The 19307-nt window shown below is 69.2% G+C and carries 18 protein-coding genes; 17 read left to right on the top strand and 1 reads right to left on the bottom strand.

Annotated features, from left to right (window positions below; all coding sequences use genetic code 11):
- Window positions 1–78: 78 nt before the first annotated feature.
- On the top strand, window positions 79–1725 hold the full coding sequence (locus ACTJKF_RS21705) for an NRAMP family divalent metal transporter (RefSeq protein WP_440625963.1): 1647 nt from the start codon (window positions 79–81) through the stop codon (window positions 1723–1725).
- Between the two features lie 120 nt (window positions 1726–1845).
- Here the strand turns inward: ACTJKF_RS21705 and ACTJKF_RS21700 are convergent, their stop codons facing one another.
- Window positions 1846–2754: a helix-turn-helix transcriptional regulator gene (locus ACTJKF_RS21700; protein WP_440625961.1), complete on the bottom strand. Its 909-nt coding sequence runs from the start codon at window positions 2752–2754 to the stop codon at window positions 1846–1848.
- Window positions 2755–3034: 280 nt separating this feature from the next.
- On the opposite strand from ACTJKF_RS21700, the gene ACTJKF_RS21695 reads away from it, so the two are divergent.
- The 16 genes from ACTJKF_RS21695 to asnB all read left to right on the top strand — a co-directional run bounded on the left by ACTJKF_RS21695 (window position 3035) and on the right by asnB (window position 19303).
- The gene (locus tag ACTJKF_RS21695; protein ID WP_440625959.1) at window positions 3035–3868 is read left to right on the top strand and encodes a helix-turn-helix transcriptional regulator; all 834 of its coding nucleotides are present in this window, start codon (window positions 3035–3037) and stop codon (window positions 3866–3868) included.
- Window positions 3869–4107: 239 nt separating this feature from the next.
- Window positions 4108–6327, top strand: a complete 2220-nt coding sequence (gene sctV, locus ACTJKF_RS21690) for a type III secretion system export apparatus subunit SctV (RefSeq protein ID WP_440625957.1) — start codon at window positions 4108–4110, stop codon at window positions 6325–6327.
- Window positions 6324–6602, top strand: a complete 279-nt coding sequence (sctS, locus tag ACTJKF_RS21685) for a type III secretion system export apparatus subunit SctS (protein ID WP_440625954.1) — start codon at window positions 6324–6326, stop codon at window positions 6600–6602. The genes sctV and sctS overlap by 4 nt, the downstream gene beginning before the upstream one ends.
- Window positions 6602–8644, top strand: a complete 2043-nt coding sequence (sctC, locus tag ACTJKF_RS21680; RefSeq protein WP_440625951.1) for a type III secretion system outer membrane ring subunit SctC — start codon at window positions 6602–6604, stop codon at window positions 8642–8644. The genes sctS and sctC overlap by 1 nt, the downstream gene beginning before the upstream one ends.
- Window positions 8625–9860 (top strand): type III secretion system inner membrane ring subunit SctD, encoded by a 1236-nt coding sequence (sctD, locus tag ACTJKF_RS21675; protein ID WP_440625949.1) that lies wholly within the window; start codon window positions 8625–8627, stop codon window positions 9858–9860. The genes sctC and sctD overlap by 20 nt, the downstream gene beginning before the upstream one ends.
- A gap of 141 nt (window positions 9861–10001) precedes the next feature.
- The gene (locus tag ACTJKF_RS21670; RefSeq protein ID WP_059468365.1) at window positions 10002–10211 is read left to right on the top strand and encodes a hypothetical protein; all 210 of its coding nucleotides are present in this window, start codon (window positions 10002–10004) and stop codon (window positions 10209–10211) included.
- A gap of 124 nt (window positions 10212–10335) precedes the next feature.
- Window positions 10336–10824: a hypothetical protein gene (locus tag ACTJKF_RS21665; protein ID WP_440625947.1), complete on the top strand. Its 489-nt coding sequence runs from the start codon at window positions 10336–10338 to the stop codon at window positions 10822–10824.
- Window positions 10825–10875: 51 nt separating this feature from the next.
- Window positions 10876–11760, top strand: coding sequence for a type III secretion system inner membrane ring lipoprotein SctJ (sctJ, locus tag ACTJKF_RS21660; protein WP_440625945.1), 885 nt, complete (start codon window positions 10876–10878; stop codon window positions 11758–11760).
- Window positions 11757–12497 (top strand): SctK family type III secretion system sorting platform protein, encoded by a 741-nt coding sequence (locus ACTJKF_RS21655; RefSeq protein ID WP_440625943.1) that lies wholly within the window; start codon window positions 11757–11759, stop codon window positions 12495–12497. The genes sctJ and ACTJKF_RS21655 overlap by 4 nt, the downstream gene beginning before the upstream one ends.
- Complete coding sequence (gene sctL / locus ACTJKF_RS21650; RefSeq protein ID WP_440625941.1) at window positions 12479–13108, top strand: type III secretion system stator protein SctL; 630 nt, start codon at window positions 12479–12481, stop codon at window positions 13106–13108. Before ACTJKF_RS21655 ends, sctL begins: the two co-directional genes overlap by 19 nt.
- A complete protein-coding gene (gene sctN / locus ACTJKF_RS21645) occupies window positions 13105–14490 on the top strand; it encodes a type III secretion system ATPase SctN (protein WP_440625939.1) in 1386 nt (461 codons plus the stop codon). Before sctL ends, sctN begins: the two co-directional genes overlap by 4 nt.
- Complete coding sequence (locus tag ACTJKF_RS21640; RefSeq protein ID WP_440625938.1) at window positions 14483–15220, top strand: hypothetical protein; 738 nt, start codon at window positions 14483–14485, stop codon at window positions 15218–15220. Before sctN ends, ACTJKF_RS21640 begins: the two co-directional genes overlap by 8 nt.
- Window positions 15214–16023 carry a type III secretion system export apparatus subunit SctT gene (gene sctT / locus ACTJKF_RS21635; protein WP_440625936.1) on the top strand — a complete coding sequence of 270 codons (810 nt, stop codon included), beginning with the start codon at window positions 15214–15216 and terminating at the stop codon, window positions 16021–16023. Before ACTJKF_RS21640 ends, sctT begins: the two co-directional genes overlap by 7 nt.
- A gap of 24 nt (window positions 16024–16047) precedes the next feature.
- Window positions 16048–17079 carry an EscU/YscU/HrcU family type III secretion system export apparatus switch protein gene (locus ACTJKF_RS21630; RefSeq protein WP_440625934.1) on the top strand — a complete coding sequence of 344 codons (1032 nt, stop codon included), beginning with the start codon at window positions 16048–16050 and terminating at the stop codon, window positions 17077–17079.
- Window positions 17076–17357: a hypothetical protein gene (locus ACTJKF_RS21625; protein WP_440625932.1), complete on the top strand. Its 282-nt coding sequence runs from the start codon at window positions 17076–17078 to the stop codon at window positions 17355–17357. The genes ACTJKF_RS21630 and ACTJKF_RS21625 overlap by 4 nt, the downstream gene beginning before the upstream one ends.
- Window positions 17333–19303: an asparagine synthase (glutamine-hydrolyzing) gene (asnB, locus tag ACTJKF_RS21620; RefSeq protein ID WP_440625930.1), complete on the top strand. Its 1971-nt coding sequence runs from the start codon at window positions 17333–17335 to the stop codon at window positions 19301–19303. Before ACTJKF_RS21625 ends, asnB begins: the two co-directional genes overlap by 25 nt.
- The last annotated feature ends 4 nt before the right edge of the window (window positions 19304–19307 follow it).

The following is a 19307-nucleotide window of genomic DNA, read 5'->3' as shown; positions in this document are numbered from 1 at the left end:
TCACGCGGGCCCGCTCCGCGCGCGCATGCCAAGATCACACGCTTGGCCAGATAACAAACCAGCCGTACGGAATTCATCATGTCCACGCCATCCAACGTCTCTTCACCGATCGCCGTCGAACGCAGCGCCGTACTCGACGAAGCCCATCTGGGCGACATCCGCGGCGCCCTCGGCACCATCGCGCATCACGACACCGCCGCGCGCGGCACGTGGTGGGCGCGCCTGCGCACGCTGCTCGCGATCATCGGCCCCGGCCTCATCGTGATGGTCGGCGACAACGATGCCGGCGCATTCGGCACCTATACGCAGGCCGGCCAGAACTACGGCACGACGCTGCTGTGGACGCTGCTGCTGCTCGTGCCGGTGCTGTACGTGAACCAGGAAATGGTGCTGCGCCTCGGCGCGGTCACCGGCGTGGGCCATGCGCGCCTGATCTTCGAGCGCTTCGGCAAGTTCTGGGGCGCATTCAGCGTGATCGACCTGTTCCTGCTCAATGCATTGACGATCGTCACCGAGTTCATCGGCATCACGTTCGTGCTGGCTTTCTTCGGGCTCCCGAAGGTCGCGGGCGTGTGCATCGCCGCCGCGCTGACGATGGCCGCGGTGAGTACCGGCGATTTCAGGCGCTTCGAGCGGTTCGCGATCGTGCTGTGTCTGCTGAGCCTGCTGCTCGTGCCGGTGCTGGTGACGATCCACCCGCCGGTCGCGCAGATGTCGCGCGATTTCTTCGTGCCGAACTGGCCCGCGCACGCGAAGCTGTCCGACGTGATGCTGCTGGTGATCGGTATCGTCGGCACGACGGTCGCGCCGTGGCAGCTGTTCTTCCAGCAGAGCTACGTGATCGACAAGCGCATCACGCCGCGTTTCATGAAGTACGAGAAGGTCGATCTGTGGATCGGCATCGCATTCGTGCTGATCGGCGCGGTCGCGATGATCGGCTTCAGCGCCGCGCTGTTCGGCGGTCATCCGGAAGCCGGCAACTTCACCGACGCCGGCGGCATCATCGCGGGCCTCGAGAAGTATGCGGGCCGCACGAGCGCGACGCTGTTCGCGGTCGCGCTGCTCGATGCGTGCATCATCGGCGCGGCGGCGGTGTCGCTGTCGACGGCTTATGCGATCGGCGACGTGTTCAAGATTCGTCATTCGCTGCATCGCGGCGTGGGCGACGCGAAGGGCTTCTATCTGGTCTACTTCGGGATCGTCGCGGCCGCTGCCGCGCTCGTGCTGATTCCGGGCAGCCCGCTCGGCCTGCTGACCGAAGCGGTGCAGACGCTCGCGGGCGTGCTGCTGCCGAGCGCGACGGTGTTCCTGCTCGTGCTCTGCAACGACCGCCAGGTGCTCGGTCCGTGGGTCAACTCGACGAAGCTCAACGTGTTCACGGGCGCGGTGATCTGGGTGCTCGTGCTGCTGTCGATCATCCTCACCGCATCGGTGATGTATCCCGACATCAGCGGCGAGGCGATCGTCGACGTGCTGGTCGGCGGCACGGTGCTCGCGATCGTCGGCTATCTCGCGACGGTGCTGATCCGCCGCAACAAGCGCGTCGTCGAGCCGGGCATCGATCGGTCGCTGCGCGACACGTGGCGCATGCCGCCGCTCGACACGCTCGAGCCGCAGAACATGACGGTCTCGACCCGCGTCTGGATGGCCGTGCTGCGCGGCTATCTGGTGATCGCGGTCGGTCTGGTGATCGTCAAGGTCGTGCAGATGACGCTGCTGAAGTAACGGCGATCGTCTGTCTGGGAGTGGCGCCGGATCCGGCCCGCGTAAACGTACATGCCGGCCCGCGAGGCCGGCATGTACGTTTACGCGGCTGACATCACGCGCGCTCAGTCAGATGTTCGGTCAGATCAGCTCGAGCTTCGACGTCAGGTACGTGAGCTGGATCCGGTTCGCGACGCCGAAGCGCTTGCGCAGCTTGCGCAGGTGATAGTCGACGTTGTGCGCGCTGGTGTCGAGGCGCCGGCCGATCTCCTTGTCCGACGCGCCTTCCGCGATGCCCAGCAGCAGTTCCTGCTCGAACGGTGTGAGCCCGTTGACCGTGCGCTCGCGCGACGTCGCGATCAGTTGCGGCGACGCGAACTTGTGCACCGACAGCCCGATCGACAGCGCCTGCTCGATCGTCGCCGGCGTGATCCATTCGCGCGTGCGGCGCGGCGCGGTGAAGCTCATGAATGCATGCAGCCGCGTGCCGGGCACGGCCATCGAATACATGATGCCGCTGCACATGCCGTCGTCCTGCATCGTCTGCAGGAACCCGTCGAGCGCGGCCGGCGCCACGCACGGCCCGTCGTCGCGCTCGCGATGCTCGCGGCGCAGCTGTTGCAGGTCCCACACGATCGGCATGTTGCACACGCGCGCGTCGAGCGTGCGCGGGTCGATGTCGTGATGGTTGTGCCGTACGTAATCGCCGCGGTAGGTGGCCGGCGTGAACGCCTCGTGCAGATAGAGGCTTTCGACGCGCTCTCGCGAGAATTCGAGCGCGAAGTACGCGAACGTCGAGAAGCCCGTCAGGTGCAGCAGGCTGGTGACGATCCGGTTGCGTTCCGCGGTGCTCTGCGCGTGCGCGAGCGTATCGGCAACGCCGAGCTTCGGCGCGTGCGGTTGCGCGATGTCGCCGCGCGTGACGTCGTCGCACCACACGACCTGCACCGGGCGCGCGCTCGACGCGTCGGTGCAGCCGGCCGTCCGCTGCAACGGACGGGGCAACATGGTTGGGGCGACCGCTTCTTCATGCAATGCAATATCGGACATGAGCCATCCCTCGGAATCGACGCGCATCGCGTGGCGGCCGCCGTGTCGGGCACGGTGCGCGCGGCGCTGCGGTCGAGCATCGTTATGATTTGCGCCGATCGTCATCCTGACGAAACGCGGGGGCATTGTACAAAAATGCCGGCGTGCGCGTAATATGCCGTAATACGAATGCGGGCGAAAGCTTCATATTCGCGCCGATATAGCGTCGACCAGAAAATCATAAAGAAAAGACCAGAGCGTGACGGGGCAAGTTCACATATTGGGAAAGGGTGGGCTCCTCATGACATATGCTGACGACGCGCCACGCGTCGAGTGGTTCTCGCAAGCCGATATCGCGGCCAATGCCGCCTATTCGAAAGAAATTCATGCAATCGAGCGCGACTTTTTTACCGGGATTCAAATCGTGCCCGGTAAATCCGACGTGAGTAGCGTCGATTTCGCGCAATGCCACGCCCGCTTGCGGCAAATCGGTTTCAGCACGCTCGGTTACGGCGCCTACGAGATGATCGGGCGGCGCATCCTGTGCGCGCATCTGCTGCGCGACCTCGCGCCCGCGACCTTCATGCAGCCGTATATCGAGGGCATGCTCTACGAAACCGACCCGCGTTTCGCGCAGGTGCGGCAGAGCGGTTTTCCTGTCGCGTGGCGGCTCGACGAGATCGAGGCGGCCGCGCACGGCAGCGGCGATCGCAAGGTGCTGGCGCTGGCCGGCCATTTGCGGGCGCACGCGATGAACAGCGGCGTGATCTTCAGCCTGTCGGCGCCGCGGCTCGACCTGCGCGTCGCGGTCAACGTGACGTCGGAGACCCACGGCACCGAGTGGATCGACGATCGCGTGATCGGCGGCGCGCTGTCGGTGAGCCTCGCCGTACACCGCGTCGCGCTGCCGTTTCTCGAGGCACGCATCGCGCGCATGCGCGGCTTCGCGCTCGGCGACGAGCAGCAGCAGGTGCTCGAGCGGCTCGTGCACGGGCTGTCCGACCAGGAGATCGCGAGTGCGCTGCGCACGTCGCTGCACAAGGTCGGTCACCATATCCGCTCGCTCGAAAAACTCTTCAACGTACAGAACCGCGCGCAGCTCGCGTATCTCGCCGCACGCCGCCTGGAGTCCTGACCCCATCCGCCCGTGCCGCGTCCGGCGCGGGATGGAAGCGGTTCCGGCGGGTCGCGCGGGCAGGCGCCGCCGGGTTTCGTAGTCCGATCCGATCGCCATAGGAAAACCGCCGCGACGCTACGAGGCGCGTCCCTTTTTACGCGGTGTCGCATCGCTACACTCGTCCCATTCAACGGTCCGCGCGGCGCGGGGGCAAGACGGCCCGCGCCCGCCGGCGACAATGACAGGACGACCGCACGATGGCAGAACCGAAGGCGCTCCCCCGCGACTGGCAGCGGATCTTTTCCGCCGGCCGCAGCGTGTCCGGGCGCCGTCTCGGGGCATCGCCGCGCGCGGATCTGTTTCTCGCCGTGTTCATCGTGTCGGTGGTCGCGCTGTTCATCCTGCCGCTGCCGCAGGCTGCCCTCGACGGGATGATCTCGTTGAACCTCGCCGCGAGCGTCGTGCTGCTGACGGTGTCGACCTATATCCCGTCGGCGGTCAGCTTCTCGTCGTTTCCCGCGCTGCTGCTGTTCACCACGCTGTTCCGGCTCGCGCTGAACATCGCGTCGTGCAAGCTGATCCTGCTGCACGCGAACGCGGGCCACGTGATCGATGCATTCGGCCGGCTCGTGGTCGGCAACAACGTCGTGGTGGGCGGCGTGGTGTTCCTCGTGATCGCCGTCGTACAGTTCATCGTGATTGCGAAGGGCTCGGAGCGGGTCGCCGAAGTCGGCGCGCGCTTCTCGCTCGACGCGATGCCGGGCAAGCAGATGAGCATCGACGCGGATCTGCGCGCGGGCATCATCAGCGCCGACGAAGCGCGCGAGCGCCGCGAGAAGCTCGAGCAGGAATCGCAGATGCACGGCGCGATGGACGGCGCGATGAAGTTCGTGAAGGGCGACGCGATCGCGGGCCTCGTGATTGCCTTCATCAACATCGTCGCGGGCATCGCGGTCGGCACGCTGATGCACGGCATGGATATCGGCGAGGCGCTGCAACGTTACGCGATCCTGACGGTCGGCGACGGAATGGCGTCGCAGATCCCGTCGCTGCTGGTGTCGATCGCGGCCGGCATCGTGACGACTCGCGTCGCGACGCGCGACGCGCGGCAGCGCCAGCTCGGCGAACAGCTGGGCGAGCAGCTCGGCGCGCATCCGCGCGCGTTGCTGATCGCGGCGCTGGTGCTGGCCGGCTTCCTGGTCGTGCCCGGGTTCCCGAAGTGGTCGTTCGCGCTGATCGCGTTCGGCCTCGGTGCGTTCGCGTTCACGCAACTGAAGCGCAAGACGACCGCGCCGAGCTTCAACCTGATTCATATCGCCGGGCGCATCGGCGCGACCGACGACGGCCAGGCCGCGAAGGTGTCGCATGCGGCGGGCGTCACGTCGCTGATCGCGGTATCGCTGTCGGACGACCTGCGCACGACGCTGAATCTCGCGCAACTGCAGAGCGCGCTGTCGAGCGCGAAGGCGCGCGTCGATGCGGATATCGGCACGGTGTTTCCACGCATCACGCTGAACGACGACGAAGGTGCGCCGGCCGGCAGCTACCGGATCTACCTGCAGGACGTGCTCGCCGCGCATGGCGCGCTGAAGCCGGGCTGGCTGCTGTGGGACGGCGTCGCGCCGCTGCCGGAGCGCGCGGAGCGCCAGCCGGCCGAGGCGTTCGGCCCGTTCGCGACCGCGCTGTGGATCAAGCCCGACGGCACGGCGCCGGACGGCAAGTGGCTGACGAGCGAAGGCGCGCTGGCCGCGCACGTCGAGCAGGTCGTGCGCCAGCACGCGGACGAGCTGCTCGGCATCCAGGAGACGCAGGCGCTCGTGCATCTGGTGCGCCGCGAGCATCCGGAGCTCGTCGGCGAACTGACCCGGTTGGTGCCGCTGCAGCGCGTGACCGACGTGCTGCGCCGGCTGCTCGCCGAACAGGTACCGATCCGCAACCTGCGCGTGATCTTCGAGAGCCTGATCACGTGGGCGCCCAACGAACCGGACGACGTGATCGCGCTGGTCGAGCTGGTGCGCGTCGACCTGCGCCGGATGATTACCGATCGCCATGCGGGGACCTCACGCCAGCTGCGTGTCGTGCTGTTCGAGCAGAACCTGCAGGAGCGGATCGAGAACGCGGTGATGCGCACCAGGCAGGGCAATTTCCTCGCACTGTCGAGCGCGATCAAGCAGGACATCGGCGAGCAGGTGCGCGCGATCGTGCAGGCCGCGACCGCGACCGCGGCCCCGGCGGCCGGCCCCGGCGGCCACGGCAATCCGCCAGGCGCCGCGCGGCTCGCGGTGATGGTCGCGCTCGGCGCGCGCCGCTACGTGAAGACGATCCTGCAACCGGTGCTGCCCGAACTCGCGGTGCTGTCGTACCAGGAGGTCGAGGAGGACGTGCAGCTGCATACGGTCGGCTGGGTGAAGAACCCGCCCGACGACGGCACGCTCGGCGCGGGTGCCGGCGTGCGCGCGCCGGGCGTCGTGCCATGACGAGCTCGACGATCCTCGACCTGACCCGGCAGGCGCTGATGCTGGTGCTGCTGCTGTCGCTGCCGATCGTGCTGATCGCGACGGTCACCGGCCTCGTCGTCGCGATCCTGCAGGCGGTCACGCAGGTGCAGGACGCCAACATCGGCATCGCGGTGCGGCTGATCGCCGTGATGGTCGCGCTCGTGCTGCTGTCCGGCTGGCTCGGCAGCGAGGTGCTGCGCTTCGCGCAGCAGGCGCTGGAACGCGTGTTCGTTTCTTCCAATGGAGTGTTTTGATGCGTCGACGCGTCGCCCCGATCCGGTTTCAACCGCGCCGCCTGCAACGGGCCGCGCTCGCCATGTGCGCGACCGCGCTGCTCACGGCCGCGCTGTGCATGACGCTCGCGCAGCCGGCGCGCGCGGCGGACCTGCGCTGGCGCAACAAGCCGTTCACGATCGTCGCGAACGGCAAGAAGATCGGCGACTTCATTCGCGAGCTCGCGTCGTCGCAGGGCGTCACCGCCGTGGTCGATCCGAAGGTCGACGGCGTGATCAGCGGCCGCTTCTCCGGTACGCCGCAGCAGACGCTCGATACGATCTGCTCGACCTACGGGCTCACGTGGTACTACGACGGGTCGTTCCTCTATGTCGATCCGGCCGACCAGTCGCAGACGCAGATGATCCCGATCCCGCCGAACGCGGCCGGCGAGATCGGCCGCGCGCTGCAGGCGATGCAGATTCCCGACAAGCGTTACACGCTCGTCATCAACGACCGCGCGAACAGCGTGTACGTGGCCGGCCCGCGCCGCTACGTCGAGCTCGTGCGGCAGGCGGTCGGCTCGGTCGGCGATCCGTCCGCGAACGGCGCGCATGCGGATATCCGCGCGTTCCGGCTCAAGTACGGCTGGGCGTCCGACTTCACGATCAATCGCTCGGGCAAGGAGGTCACGGTGCCGGGCGTCGCGACGATCCTGCGCCGGCTGTTCGGCAAGGGCGGCGGCGCCAGCGCGCTGCCGTCGAGCACGCCGCTCGGGCAGGCCGCGCGCCAGGTGAAGCTCGGCTCGGGGCTGACGATCGCGGTGCCGCGCCTCGACTTCCCGGACCTTGCCGGCGGCCCGCGGCAGGGCGGCTATGGCGGCGCGGACGGCAGCGCGGGCAGCGGCGTCTCGCCGTTCTCGAACGCAGGCGGCGACACGCTGCCGCAGATCGTCGCCGATCCGGCGATCAACGCGGTGATCGTGCGCGACCTGCCGGAGAACATGTATCGCTACCAGTCGCTGATCGACCAGCTCGACGAGCGGCCGCGCATCGTCGAGATCAACGTGACGATCATCGACATCAACGAGGATTCGCTCGACAGCCTCGGGATCGACTGGCGCCTGCACACGACGCACGGCGACGTGCAGATCGGCAACGGCCAGAATCCGCTGAACGGCAACACGCAGTACAACGGCGCCGGCAATCCGCCGCTGACGTTCGGCATCGGGGCGTCGGAATCCGGGCAGACCGGCACCTTCATGCCGACCGGCATCGCGCTGACCGCATCGATCGGCGGCTCGCTGCGCAACTACCTGCTCACGCGCGTGAACGCGCTGGCGCAGAAAGGGCAGGCGCAGTTGCGCTCGAAGCCGAAGGTGCTCGCGCTGGATAACACCGAGGCGATCCTGGAGAACCTGACGCAGTTCTACGTCCAGGTGCAGGGCTACCAGGATTCGTCGCTGTACAGCGTGACGACCGGCACCAGCATCAAGGTGACGCCGATGATCGTCGACGAGGCGATCCGCAACGCGGCGGCCGTGTCGGGCCATCCGCAGAGCGTGATGATGTCGATCGACATCCAGGACGGCAACATCGTGCCGGGGCAGGCCGTGTCGAACGTGCCGGTGATCCAGCAGCGCAACATCGTCACCAAGACGATGATCGACGAAGGCAAGAGCCTGCTGATCGCGGGCTTCAACGACGACGAGGTGCGGCTGAACAAGAGCGGCGTGCCCTGGCTGTCGGACATTCCGCTGATCGGCAACCTGTTCAAGTACACCGACAAGTCGGGCAACCACATGGAGCGGTTCTATCTGCTGACGCCGCGCGTGGTGACGAATGCGTCGATGTATGCGCCGGACGGCTCGCCCGTGAATCCGGGCGCGGACGGGCCGGCCGCGTCGGGCGGCACGTCGATGTATCGGCCGCCGGACAACGACATCGCGGTACCGCTGACGCCGCAGCCGCTGCCCGGCACGAAGTTCGGTCCGCCCGCGCTGCCGCCGCAGCCGTTGGATGCGGCGTCGCAGCCGGTGGCGACGACCGCAGGAGCGCCTACCCATGTCGACGACCATCATTGATCCGCACGGCGACGGCGTATTGCCCGGCGGCGCGGCGGGTGCGGGGGCCGGTTCGGTCGCGCTCGCGTCGCCGTGGAACCTGTGTTTCCTCAGCGGGCCGATGTACGGCCGCACGATGTCGCTCGCGCGCGGCGCGAACTGGGTCGGTACCGCGGCCGATTGCGAAGTGATCCTGCCCGATCGCGAGATCGGCGCGAAACAGGTGTGCCTGCAGGTCGGCGCGCTCGCGGTGACGGTGCAGAACCACGGCGGCGACGCCGGCGCGCCGGTGCTGTTCAACGACGCGCCGCTCGGCGCGGGCCGCCGCTCGATGACGCCGCAGGACGTCGTGACGGTCGGCTCGATCAAGCTCGGCATCGCGCGTCACGCGCAGGCGAGCGTCGCGGTGCCCGACGAGGCCGATACGCCGGACGCCGCGCGCGAGGCCGCGTGGCTCGGCTGGCTCACGGGCGGGCTGCGCCGTCTCGGCAGCCGGCGGCTTGTGATCGCGCTCGTCGCGCTGTGGCTCGGCGTGCTGCTCGGCGCGCTCGGCTACGGGTTCGTCGCGTGGTCGGGGCGCCTGCCGTGGCAGCACGAGTCGGTGCTGGCGCGCACGCACCGGCTGCAGCAGCTGCTGCATGCGTATCCGGAACTCGCCGTCGCGCCGCGCGACGACGGCGTGATCGTGTCGGGCTACGTGAGCGATCCGGCTGCGCGGGAACGCGTCGCGCAGATCGTCGCGGGCGTCGATAACGCAGCGCTCGGCAACCTCTACGTCGTCAGCGATCTCGTCTCGACCGCGCAGACGTATTTCAGCGACACCGCGCTGACGGTCACCTATCTCGGCCGCGGCCGGATCGAGCTGACGGGGGCGGCCGAGCGTGCGCAGATCGAGCCGCGTATCCGCAACTACATGAAGGACGCGCGGCCGGCGCTCGAAGTGGTCGACCACGTGCGCGACGCGGATGCCGCGGCGCCGCGCACCGCGACGACGCTCGGTGGCGTCGCCGGAATTCCGGAGATCACGACGGTCTTCGCGGGCGACGGCGACCAGCGTTACATCGAGATGGTCGACGGCAGCCGCTATTTCGAAGGTGCGCGGCTGAAGGAAGGGCCGACCGTCGTGTCGATCGGCCCGGACGCAGTCGTGTTCGAGCGCAACGGCCAGCGCATCACGATGCCGCTGGGCGGTGCGCCGGCGACGCCGGCCGTCGCATCGAAGGAGGCGGCGCATTAGCGCCGCGACAGGTCTTGCGCATCGCGTATGGCGCGGTGCGCGCATTACGCGACACGTCGCCGGCAGGCGGCGCGTCACGTCATCGGCGGGGCATCGGGCTGCCGCCGGCAACGCAAGTGAACTTCCGTAAAGGAGCGAAACATGAGTACCCCCCCGACTGGTGCCAACAACACGAACCAGGTCCAGCAGCAGGCGGACGACCTGACCAAGACGCAGCTCGAACTGACGAAGATCAACTTCCAGGTCCAGCAGTCGACCGCGACGTTCGAAACCAGCAACGCAGTGACCGCGCAGGAAGGGACGGCGAATGCGCAGGTTGCGCAACACCTGAGTTCCGCCGGCCGCGCATGACGCCGGTCGCCGGCCGTGGCGCACGACGCTGGATGCCGGGGCGGCCCGTGACGGGCGCCCGGTACGGCGTGTGTGCGTGGCGGCCGGCTCGTTCCCGGCGCTGCCGGACAAGGAGGACACGATCATGTCGGTAACAGGCGTAGGCGCCGCGCCGCCGGGCGCGGCCGTGCTCGCGGGCGCGGTGCAGCAGACGGGCACGGCGTCCGATCCGGCGCAGGTGCGCCAGTTCGATGCGCTGATGCAGCCGGGCGCGTCGCCGTCGGCCACGTCGGCGTCGGCGTCCGGCGTCGCGATGTCGCGCGGGCCGTCCGATGCGGCGCCGGCGGTGCAGATGACGCCCGCGACGCCCGCACAGGCGAACCATGCGTCGCTCGTCGAGCGTTTGCGCACGTACGGCAACGATCTCGATACGCGGTACGCGAACATCGACAAGCATCGCAGCGAGATGCTGACGTCGATGGCGGACAGCCGCAGCGACCCGCTGATGACGATGGTGAAGGCGATGGATTTCCAGTGGACGGCGACCACCACGATTTCCGAATACCAGTTGAGCCTGTCGGTCGCGCAGGCGGCGAACGGCTTCACGCATACGGTGCTGAAGACGCAGGAGTAGCGATAGCCGGCGCGTGTGCCTGACGGCCGCGCGCCCAGACGCGGACAAACGATGACGACGATCGATTCGACGCCGCGCATGCATGCGTGGCGCAGCCGGGCGGCGCGCGCGCTGCTCGCGGGGCTGCTCGCGCTGCTGGCCGGCTGCCAGAAGGAGCTTTACTCCGGCCTGTCGGAGCGCGATGCGAACCAGATGGTCGCGGTGCTCGGCGACGCGGGGATCAGCGCGTCGAAGGACAACGACGCGCGCGACACGTCGGATCGCAACGCATGGCTGGTGAGCGTCGCGGACGGCGACATGCAGTCGGCGCTCACCGTGCTGCAGGCGAACGGGCTGCCGAAGCCGAGCTATGCGAGCCTGGGCGAGCTGTTCCAGAAGCAGGGGCTCGTGTCGACGCCGGCCGAGGAGCGCGTGCGCTACCTGTACGGCGTGTCGCAGGACCTGTCGCGCACGCTGCAGGACATCGAGGGCGTGGTGGTCGCGCGCGTGCAGGTCGTGATCCCGGAGAACGATCCGCTCGCGGACAAGATCAAGCCGTCGTCGGCGGCGGTGTATATCCGTTACCGGCCCGGCGTGGACCTGCGCGCGATGGCGCCGATGGTCAAGGATCTCGTCGCGCACAGCATCGAAGGGCTGCAGTACGACAACGTGTCGCTGTTCCTGCAGCCGGCCGCCGCGCGCACGACGCGCGTGGACGGGATCGGCAGCGCGGTATCGGACCTCCTGCGGCTGCGCTCGCCGCTCGGCTGGCTGGTGGTCGCGCTGATCCTGCTGACCTGCGCGGTGATCGCGCTGTCGGCCGCGCGGCGCGGGATGTTCGGCGCGCGGCTGGCCGGACTGGTCGGCAGCGCACCGCGCGGCGGGAACGGTACAGGCGGCGCGGCGGCGCAGGGCGGCAGCCTGCGCACGCCGGACGGCGCGCGCGACGGCGCATGAACGACCCGCATGCACTGCCGCCGGGCGTCGCGCCCGACGCCGTGTCGCTGCCGTGGCTGCAATCGCTCGCGCCGCCGCCCGACGGGCGGCGCGCGGCGTTTCATGCGCTCGTCTGCGAATTCAACTTGCGGCCCGACCGCTATCTGCACGTGACGCGCGTGCCGTCCGGGTGGCCCGCGCGCTACCGCTCGCCCGACGCGTTCGGCCCGGCCGGCCGCAAGCTGCTTGCGCGCCACCTGCTCGACGTGCATGGCGTGGCCGGGCATCACGACTTCGACCTCGCGAATCCGTGCGCGCGGCTCGCGCTGCTGCCCGGCGCGGCGCTCGAACAGCTGGCGTCGTATGCGGGCTTGCTGCTGCATCGCGGCTGGCTGCGCGACGCGCTGGCCGCGCGGCGCATTCGTGCGGAAGTCGCGGCGAAGCTCGGCGGCGATGCATTGGAACTCGCGCTGGAACGCGCACCGGAATTCGGCGCGCTCGCGGACACGCTCGAACCGTGGCGCGCCGATCCGGCCGCGCTGCCGGTCGTGATCCGTGCGCGCGGCGGACGGCTGCTCGCGGATTTCATCGGCGTGGCGGGCGACGCGGTCGCGCGGCGGGTGCGCCTGAAATTCAACCGCGCGATCGACGACGAGGCGCCGTACTGGCTGAACCGCGCGCAGCGCGACCAGTTCGGCGAATTGCTGTTCCTGTTTCTGATTCCCGAGAGGCTTGCGTCATGGGACTGGCTTTTCTGATCACGAGCGACAACCTGCAGCTGCTGTCGGAGCGCAAGGTGCTCAAGGAGCGCGAATACGCGGCGCTGCTCGATGCGTCCGCGGTGATCGCGACCGCGCGCGACGAGGCCACGCGCATCGTCGCCGACGCGCAGCGCGAATTCGACAAGCGCCAGGCGGCCGGCTACGACGAAGGCATGCGCCGCGCGCAGCGCGAGCATGCGGCGCAGGCCTACACGCAGGCGCTCGCCGCCGCGCGCACGATGGAGTCGATGAAGGATGCGATGGCCGACATCGTCGTGAAGGCCGTGCGCGCGATCGTCGGCGAGATGGGCACGGCGAAGCTGTACGAGGCCGCGCTCGCGCGGATCGCGCCGCTCGTGCGCGACGAAGCGTTCCTGATCGTGCGGGTCGCGCCCGGCCGCCAGGACGAGATGCGCGACGCGCTCGATCGCGCGTTCGCGGGACAGTCGAACCGGCAACGGATTCGCATCGTCGAGGATGCGCAGCTCGAACGTCATGCGTGCACCGTCGAGACGCCGTCCGGGCGCATCGACGCGAGCCTCGACCTGCAGATCGACGCGCTGCGCCAGGCGATCCGCCGCGACGCGCTGAAGGGCACGACGCGATGAATGCGCCGCTCGACGATCGGCAGCCGTTCGACGGCGACAGCGACGACGAGGCCGCGCCGTTCGATCGCGGCCGCCTCGTCGGCGATCTCGACGCGGGGCTCGCGTTCTTCTCGCCGGTGTCGGTGCAGGGGCGCGTCAATCACGCGGTCGGCCAGATCCTGAACGCGACGGGCATCCGCGCGCGGCTCGGCGAAATCTGCGAGTTGCGCACGCCAAACCAGCCGACGCTGCTCGCCGAAGTGGTCGGCTTCTCGCGGCAGACCACGTTGCTGACGCCGCTCGGTGACGTGGCCGGCCTGTCGCCCGAGACGACCGTCGTGCCGTCCGGGCGCGAGCATGTGTTCCCGGTCGGCGAAGCGCTGTTCGGCCGCGTGCTCGACGGGCTCGGCCGGCCGCTCGACGACCGCGGGCCCGTGACGGGCGCCGCCTGGGTATCGACGCAGCAGGATCCGCCGAATCCGCTCGCGCGCAAGATGATCGATACGCCGTTTCCGACCGGCGTGCGCGTGATCGACGGCCTGATGACGCTCGGCATCGGCCAGCGCGTCGGTATCTTCGCGCCGTCCGGCGTCGGCAAGAGCACGCTGCTCGGGATGATCGCGCGCGGCGCGCAGGCCGACGTGAACGTGATCGCGCTGGTCGGCGAACGCGGCCGCGAAGTGCGCGAGTTCATCGAGCACAGCCTGTCGCCGGAGGTGCGCGCGCGTTCGATCGTCGTCGTGTCGACGTCCGATCGTCCCGCGATGGAGCGCGTGAAATCCGCGCTCGTGGCGACTGCAATCGCCGAGCATTTCCGCGATGCGGGCAAGCGCGTGCTGCTGCTGGTCGATTCGCTGACGCGTTTCGCGCGCGCGCAGCGCGAAGTCGGCCTCGCGAGCGGCGAGCCGCCGACGCGGCGCAGCTTCCCGCCGTCGACGTTCGCGGTGCTGCCGCGCCTGCTCGAACGCGCGGGGCAGGGCGCGACCGGCTCGATCACCGCGTTGTACACGGTGCTCGTCGAAGGCGATGAGGAATCCGATCCGATCGCCGAGGAAGTGCGTTCCATTCTCGACGGCCATATCGTGCTGTCGCGCAAGATCGCGCTGGCGAACCGCTATCCGGCGATCGACGTGCTCGCGAGCCTGTCGCGCGTGATGCCGCTCGTCGCGAGCCGCGCGCACCAGCAATCGGCCGCGCGCGTGCGAGAGCTGATCGCGAAGTACCAGGAGATCGAGTTGCTCGTGCAGATCGGCGAGTATCGCGAAGGCAGCGACCGGCTCGGCGATCTGGCGCTGCGCGCACGCGATGTGATCGGCGCGTTCTGCGCGCAGGCGTCGCACGAGGACGTGCGGTTCGACGCGCTGCTCGCGAAGCTGACGAAACTCGCGAACGACCATGTCTGAAGCCGACGATCGCCTCGTGCTCGCGACGCTGGCGCGCCTGAAGCGCGTGCGGGAGATGCGCAGCCAGATCGCGCGTGTCGCGGCCGCGCGCCAGCAGGGCATCGCCGTGCAGAGCCGGCGCGCGCTCGACGCCGCGCACGCCCAGCTCGCGCAGCAGGTCGCCGCGAAGGCCGCGATCCAGACGCGGCTCGCCGGCGACGTGCGCGAGGCGCGCGCGCTGCAGAACGCGGCGGCCGATACCCGCACGTTCGACCGTCATATCGGCGTCGCGAATGCGTCGGTCAGCGACGCCACGCACGTGCATCGCGAGCACGAGGCGACGCTCGCGGACCTGCAGCGCGCCGCGCGCAAGGCGAAGGCCGCCGAGGACAAGCTCGACAAGGCCGGCGAAAAGGCGCTGCAGGCGCGCGCCGCGCGGGTCGAGCGCGACGCCGACGAAGTCGCGGATGCGCATGCGGTGCGGCGTTTCGCGACGGCCGGCGTGTGGGCGGACGACGCGCAGGGCCATGCAGCGGGGGCGCCGGAGCAGGCCGCCGCGTTCGATGCGGAGATGGCGTCGCGACCGGCGGAGGCGGCGCCGATGGAGCCGGCGGCCGAGATGGAGTCGAGCGCTGAAACCGCTGAAACCACGGCACCCACGGTACCCACGGTACCCACGGTACCCACGGTACCCACGGCAATCGCCCCCGCCGGCGACACCACGCCCCCCGTCGCGGAGCGCCGATGCTAGACCACGCCGCGAACTTCAACGACATCGCCGGCACGCTGCGTCCGCTGCTCTATGTGATGCCGCGCCTGTTGCCGGTCATGTTCGTCGTGCCGGTGTTCAACGAGCAGATCGTCACGGGCCTCGTGCGCAACGGGATCGCGGTCGTGATCGCCGCGTTCGTCGCGCCGGTGATCGACCCGGCACAGGTCGCCGCGCTGCCGTTCCTGATGTGGTGCCTGCTGGTCGCGAAGGAGGCGGTGGTCGGCATGCTGCTCGCAGGCGCGTTCAGCGCGGTGCTGTTCGCGATCCAGGGCGTCGGCTACCTGATCGATTTCCAGACCGGCAGCGGCAGCGCCGCGTTCTTCGATCCGATGGGCGGTCACGAGGGCGGCCCGACGTCGGGCTTCCTCAATTTCGTCGCGATCGCGCTGTTCGTCACCGCGGGCGGCCTGCAGGTGCTCGTGCAGTTGTTCGCGCAGTCGTATGCGTGGTGGCCGATCGGCTCCCTCGGCCCGGACTTCTCGTCGATGCTGCAGACCTTCGTCGTGCGGCAGACCGACACGATCTTCGACTGGATGGTGAAGCTCGCCGCGCCGGTGATCATCGTGCTGGTGCTCGTCGAGCTCGGCATCGGCCTCGTCGGGCGCGCGGTGCCGCAGCTGAACATCTTCGTGTTCGCGCAGCCGCTGAAGAGCGCGCTCGCGGTGCTGATGATGGTGCTGTTCCTGCCGGTGGTGTACGCATCGCTGCACGCGCTGCTGAGTCCCGACAGCGGGCTGGTGGCGCTGCTGCGCGCGTTGTCCGCCGCGCACGGCGGCACGTGACGGGCCGCCGGAACCGGAGCGCCCATGGCCGAAAAGAACCAGCAGCCGACCGCGAAGCGCCTGCGCGAGGCGCGCCAGAAAGGCGATGTGCCGAAGAGCGCGGAGACGATTTCGTCGGCGTTCTTCGTCGGCGTGTGCGTCGCGCTCGCGGTCGGGCTCGGCACGCTGTTCGCGCGGCTGCAGGCGCTGTTCCGGCTCGTGTTCGACGCGGCCGGCGCGGCCGATCCGTCCGCGCGGCTCGCGGTGCTGATCGACGGCGCCGCGCGCGACTGGGCGACGCTGTCCGCGCAGATCGTGGCGGCCGGGCTGCTGGCCGGCCTGCTCGCGGGCTTCGTGCAGGTGGGCGGCGTGATGGCGTGGAGCCGCCTCGCGCCGCAGCTGTCGCGGCTCAATCCCGCCGAGGGGCTGAAGAACCTGATGTCGATGCGCAACCTCGTGAACCTCGCGAAGATGCTGCTGAAAACCGCGTTGCTGGTCGCGACGCTCGGCTGGCTGATCGTCGAGTCGCTCGACCCATCGGTGCAGTCGGGCTTCACGCGGCCGATGGCGATTCTCGCGCTGATCGTGAAGCTGCTGATGCTGCTGTTCGGCTGGGCCGCGCTGATCTATATCGTGATGGCGCTGATCGACATCGTGCACCAGCGGCATGAGTTCAGCCAGAAGATGAAGATGTCGATCGACGAAGTGCGACGCGAGCACAAGGAAGACGAAGGCGATCCGCATATCGAGGCGAAGCGCCGGCAGCTCGCGCGCGAGGCGCAGTTCTCGTCGCTGCCCGACCGGATCGGCTTCGCGTCGGTGGTCGTCCATTCGTCGCGCGTCGCGGTCGCGCTTTATTACGGCGGGATCGGCACGCTGCCCTGGGTGCTCGCGCGCGGCGAGGGCGAGGCGGCCGAGCGGATCGTGCGGGCCGCCCGCGACGCGCTGCGCCCGACGCTCGCGAACGCCGGCCTCGCGCACGCACTGTACGAGAGCACGCCGGAAAAGGGCACGATCCAGCAGCAGCATTTCCGCGAAGTCGCGCAATTGCTGAAGTGGGCGACCGGCGCGGCGTGACGCTTGCCGCATATCGGGGCTGGAACGCCGGCGCACGGCCGGCCGGGGCGATTCGCCGCGCGGGGAATCGTTTTCCCGGCCGGCCGGCCGCATCGTCGTGCTTGACGGCGGTTTTTTTCTGGAGCCGGCCCGCATCCACCCATGAATTATTGCTGATTTATTTCTTCGTAAGATGGCTCGACCGTCAGCCGGACGGCGGCCGCGAGGTTGCGCCGCCGGTGACGGAACAGGTCAACAGGGGCGGACAAATCAAATGTGCGGAATCGACGGCTTTCTGAATAGCGTCGCCTTCGATGAGGAGACAGCGCGCGGCACGCTCGCGCGAATGACGGCGAGCCTCGCGCATCGCGGGCCGGACGCGCAGGGCCTCTGGGTCGACCCGGAAGCCGGTATCGCGCTCGGCCACCGGCGGCTTGCGATCGTCGATCTGTCGGTCCATGGCCGGCAGCCGATGGCATCCGCGTGCGGCCGCCACGTCATGGTCTTCAACGGCGAAATCTACAACCATCGCGAGTTGCGCGCGGAGCTCGAGCGCGCGGGTCGCGCACCGGCGTGGCGCGGCCACTCGGACAGCGAGGTGCTGATCGCGGCGATCGCCGCGTGGGGCGTCGAGGCGGCGCTGCGGCGCGCGACCGGCATGTTCGCGTTCGCGCTATGGAATCGTGCGTCGCGGGTGCTGACGCTGGCCCGCGACCGGATCGGCGAGAAGCCGCTCTACTACGGGCGCATCGGCGACGCGCTGGTGTTCGCGTCGGAGCTGAAGGCGCTGCGCGGCTATCCGGGCTTCGACGGCACGATCGATCGCGACGCGCTGTGCCTGTATCTGCGCCAGTCGAGCGTGCCCGCGCCGCATACGATCTATCGCGGCATCAGCAAGCTGCCGCCGGGCACCTTCATCCAGTTCGAGCATGCGCGCGACACGCCGCGCCTGCGCGCCTACTGGACGCTCGAGCAGCAGGCGATCGAAGCCGGCCGCGAGCGGCCGTTCGAGGGCAACGCCGACGAGGCCGTCGGGCAGCTCGACGCGATCCTGCGCCAGGCGGTCGCGCGGCAGATGGAAGCCGACGTGCCGCTCGGCGCGTTCCTGTCGGGCGGCGTCGATTCGTCGGCGATCGTCGCGCTGATGCAGGCGCAGTCGGCCAAACCGGTCGACACGTTCACGATCGGCTTTCACGAGGCCGGTTACGACGAAGCCGGCTACGCGAAGGCGGTCGCGCGCCATCTCGGCACGCGGCATACCGAGCTTTACGTGACGGCCGACCATGCGCTCGGCGTCGTGCCGAAACTGCCGGCGATCTACGACGAACCGTTTGCCGATGCGTCGCAGATTCCGACCTTCCTCGTGTCGGAGCTGACGCGCCGGCATGTGAAGGTGAGCCTGTCCGGCGACGGCGGCGACGAACTGTTCGGCGGTTATACGCGCTACTTCCTGACGCCGCGTTTGTGGCGCAAGCTGCATCGCGTGCCGGCGGCGGTGCGCGCACGGATCGCGGCCGCGCTGCATGCGCTGCGGCCGGATCATGCGGACCAGCTCGCGGCGGTCGCGCAGGGCGCGTGGAGCGGCGTGGAAGCGCGCGAATCGGCGACCCGCATCGGCGACCGGCTGCACAAGCTCGGCCATGTGATGACGGCCGAGAGCCGCATCGGGCTGTACCGGCTGCTGATGTCGTCGGTCCATCATCCGGAGCGCATCGCGCTCGCCGGACAGGAGCCGCCGACGCCGCTCGATACGGCGTCCGCGTGGCCGGCGAACCTGAGCTTCGCCGAGCAGGCGATGGCGATCGACACGCTCACGTACCTGCCGACCGACATCCTCGCGAAGGTCGATCGCGCGGCGATGGCGGTCAGTCTCGAGACGCGCATGCCGTTCCTCGATCATCACGTCGTCGAATTCGCGTGGCGGCTGCCGGCGTCGCTGCGCTTGCCGGAAGGGCAGTCGAAGGCGCTGTTGCGCCGGCTGCTCGACCAGTACGTGCCGTCGTCGCTGATCGACCGGCCGAAGCAGGGCTTCTGCGCGCCCGTCGATCACTGGCTGCGCGGCGCGTTGCGCGACTGGGCCGATGCGCTCTTGCAGCCGTCGCGGTTGCGCGATGAAGGGTTCTTCGACGCGCAGGCGGTCGAGCGGCTGTGGCGCCAGCACCAGACCGGCCGGATGAACTGGCAGCACCCGCTTTGGACGGTGCTGATGTTCCAGGCGTGGCTGGAACATCAGCGGGCCGGGTAAGGCG

Source organism: Burkholderia sp. 22313 (assembly GCF_052045245.1).
Taxonomy (GTDB): domain Bacteria; phylum Pseudomonadota; class Gammaproteobacteria; order Burkholderiales; family Burkholderiaceae; genus Burkholderia.
This window is presented reverse-complemented; position numbering and strand designations above follow the sequence as displayed.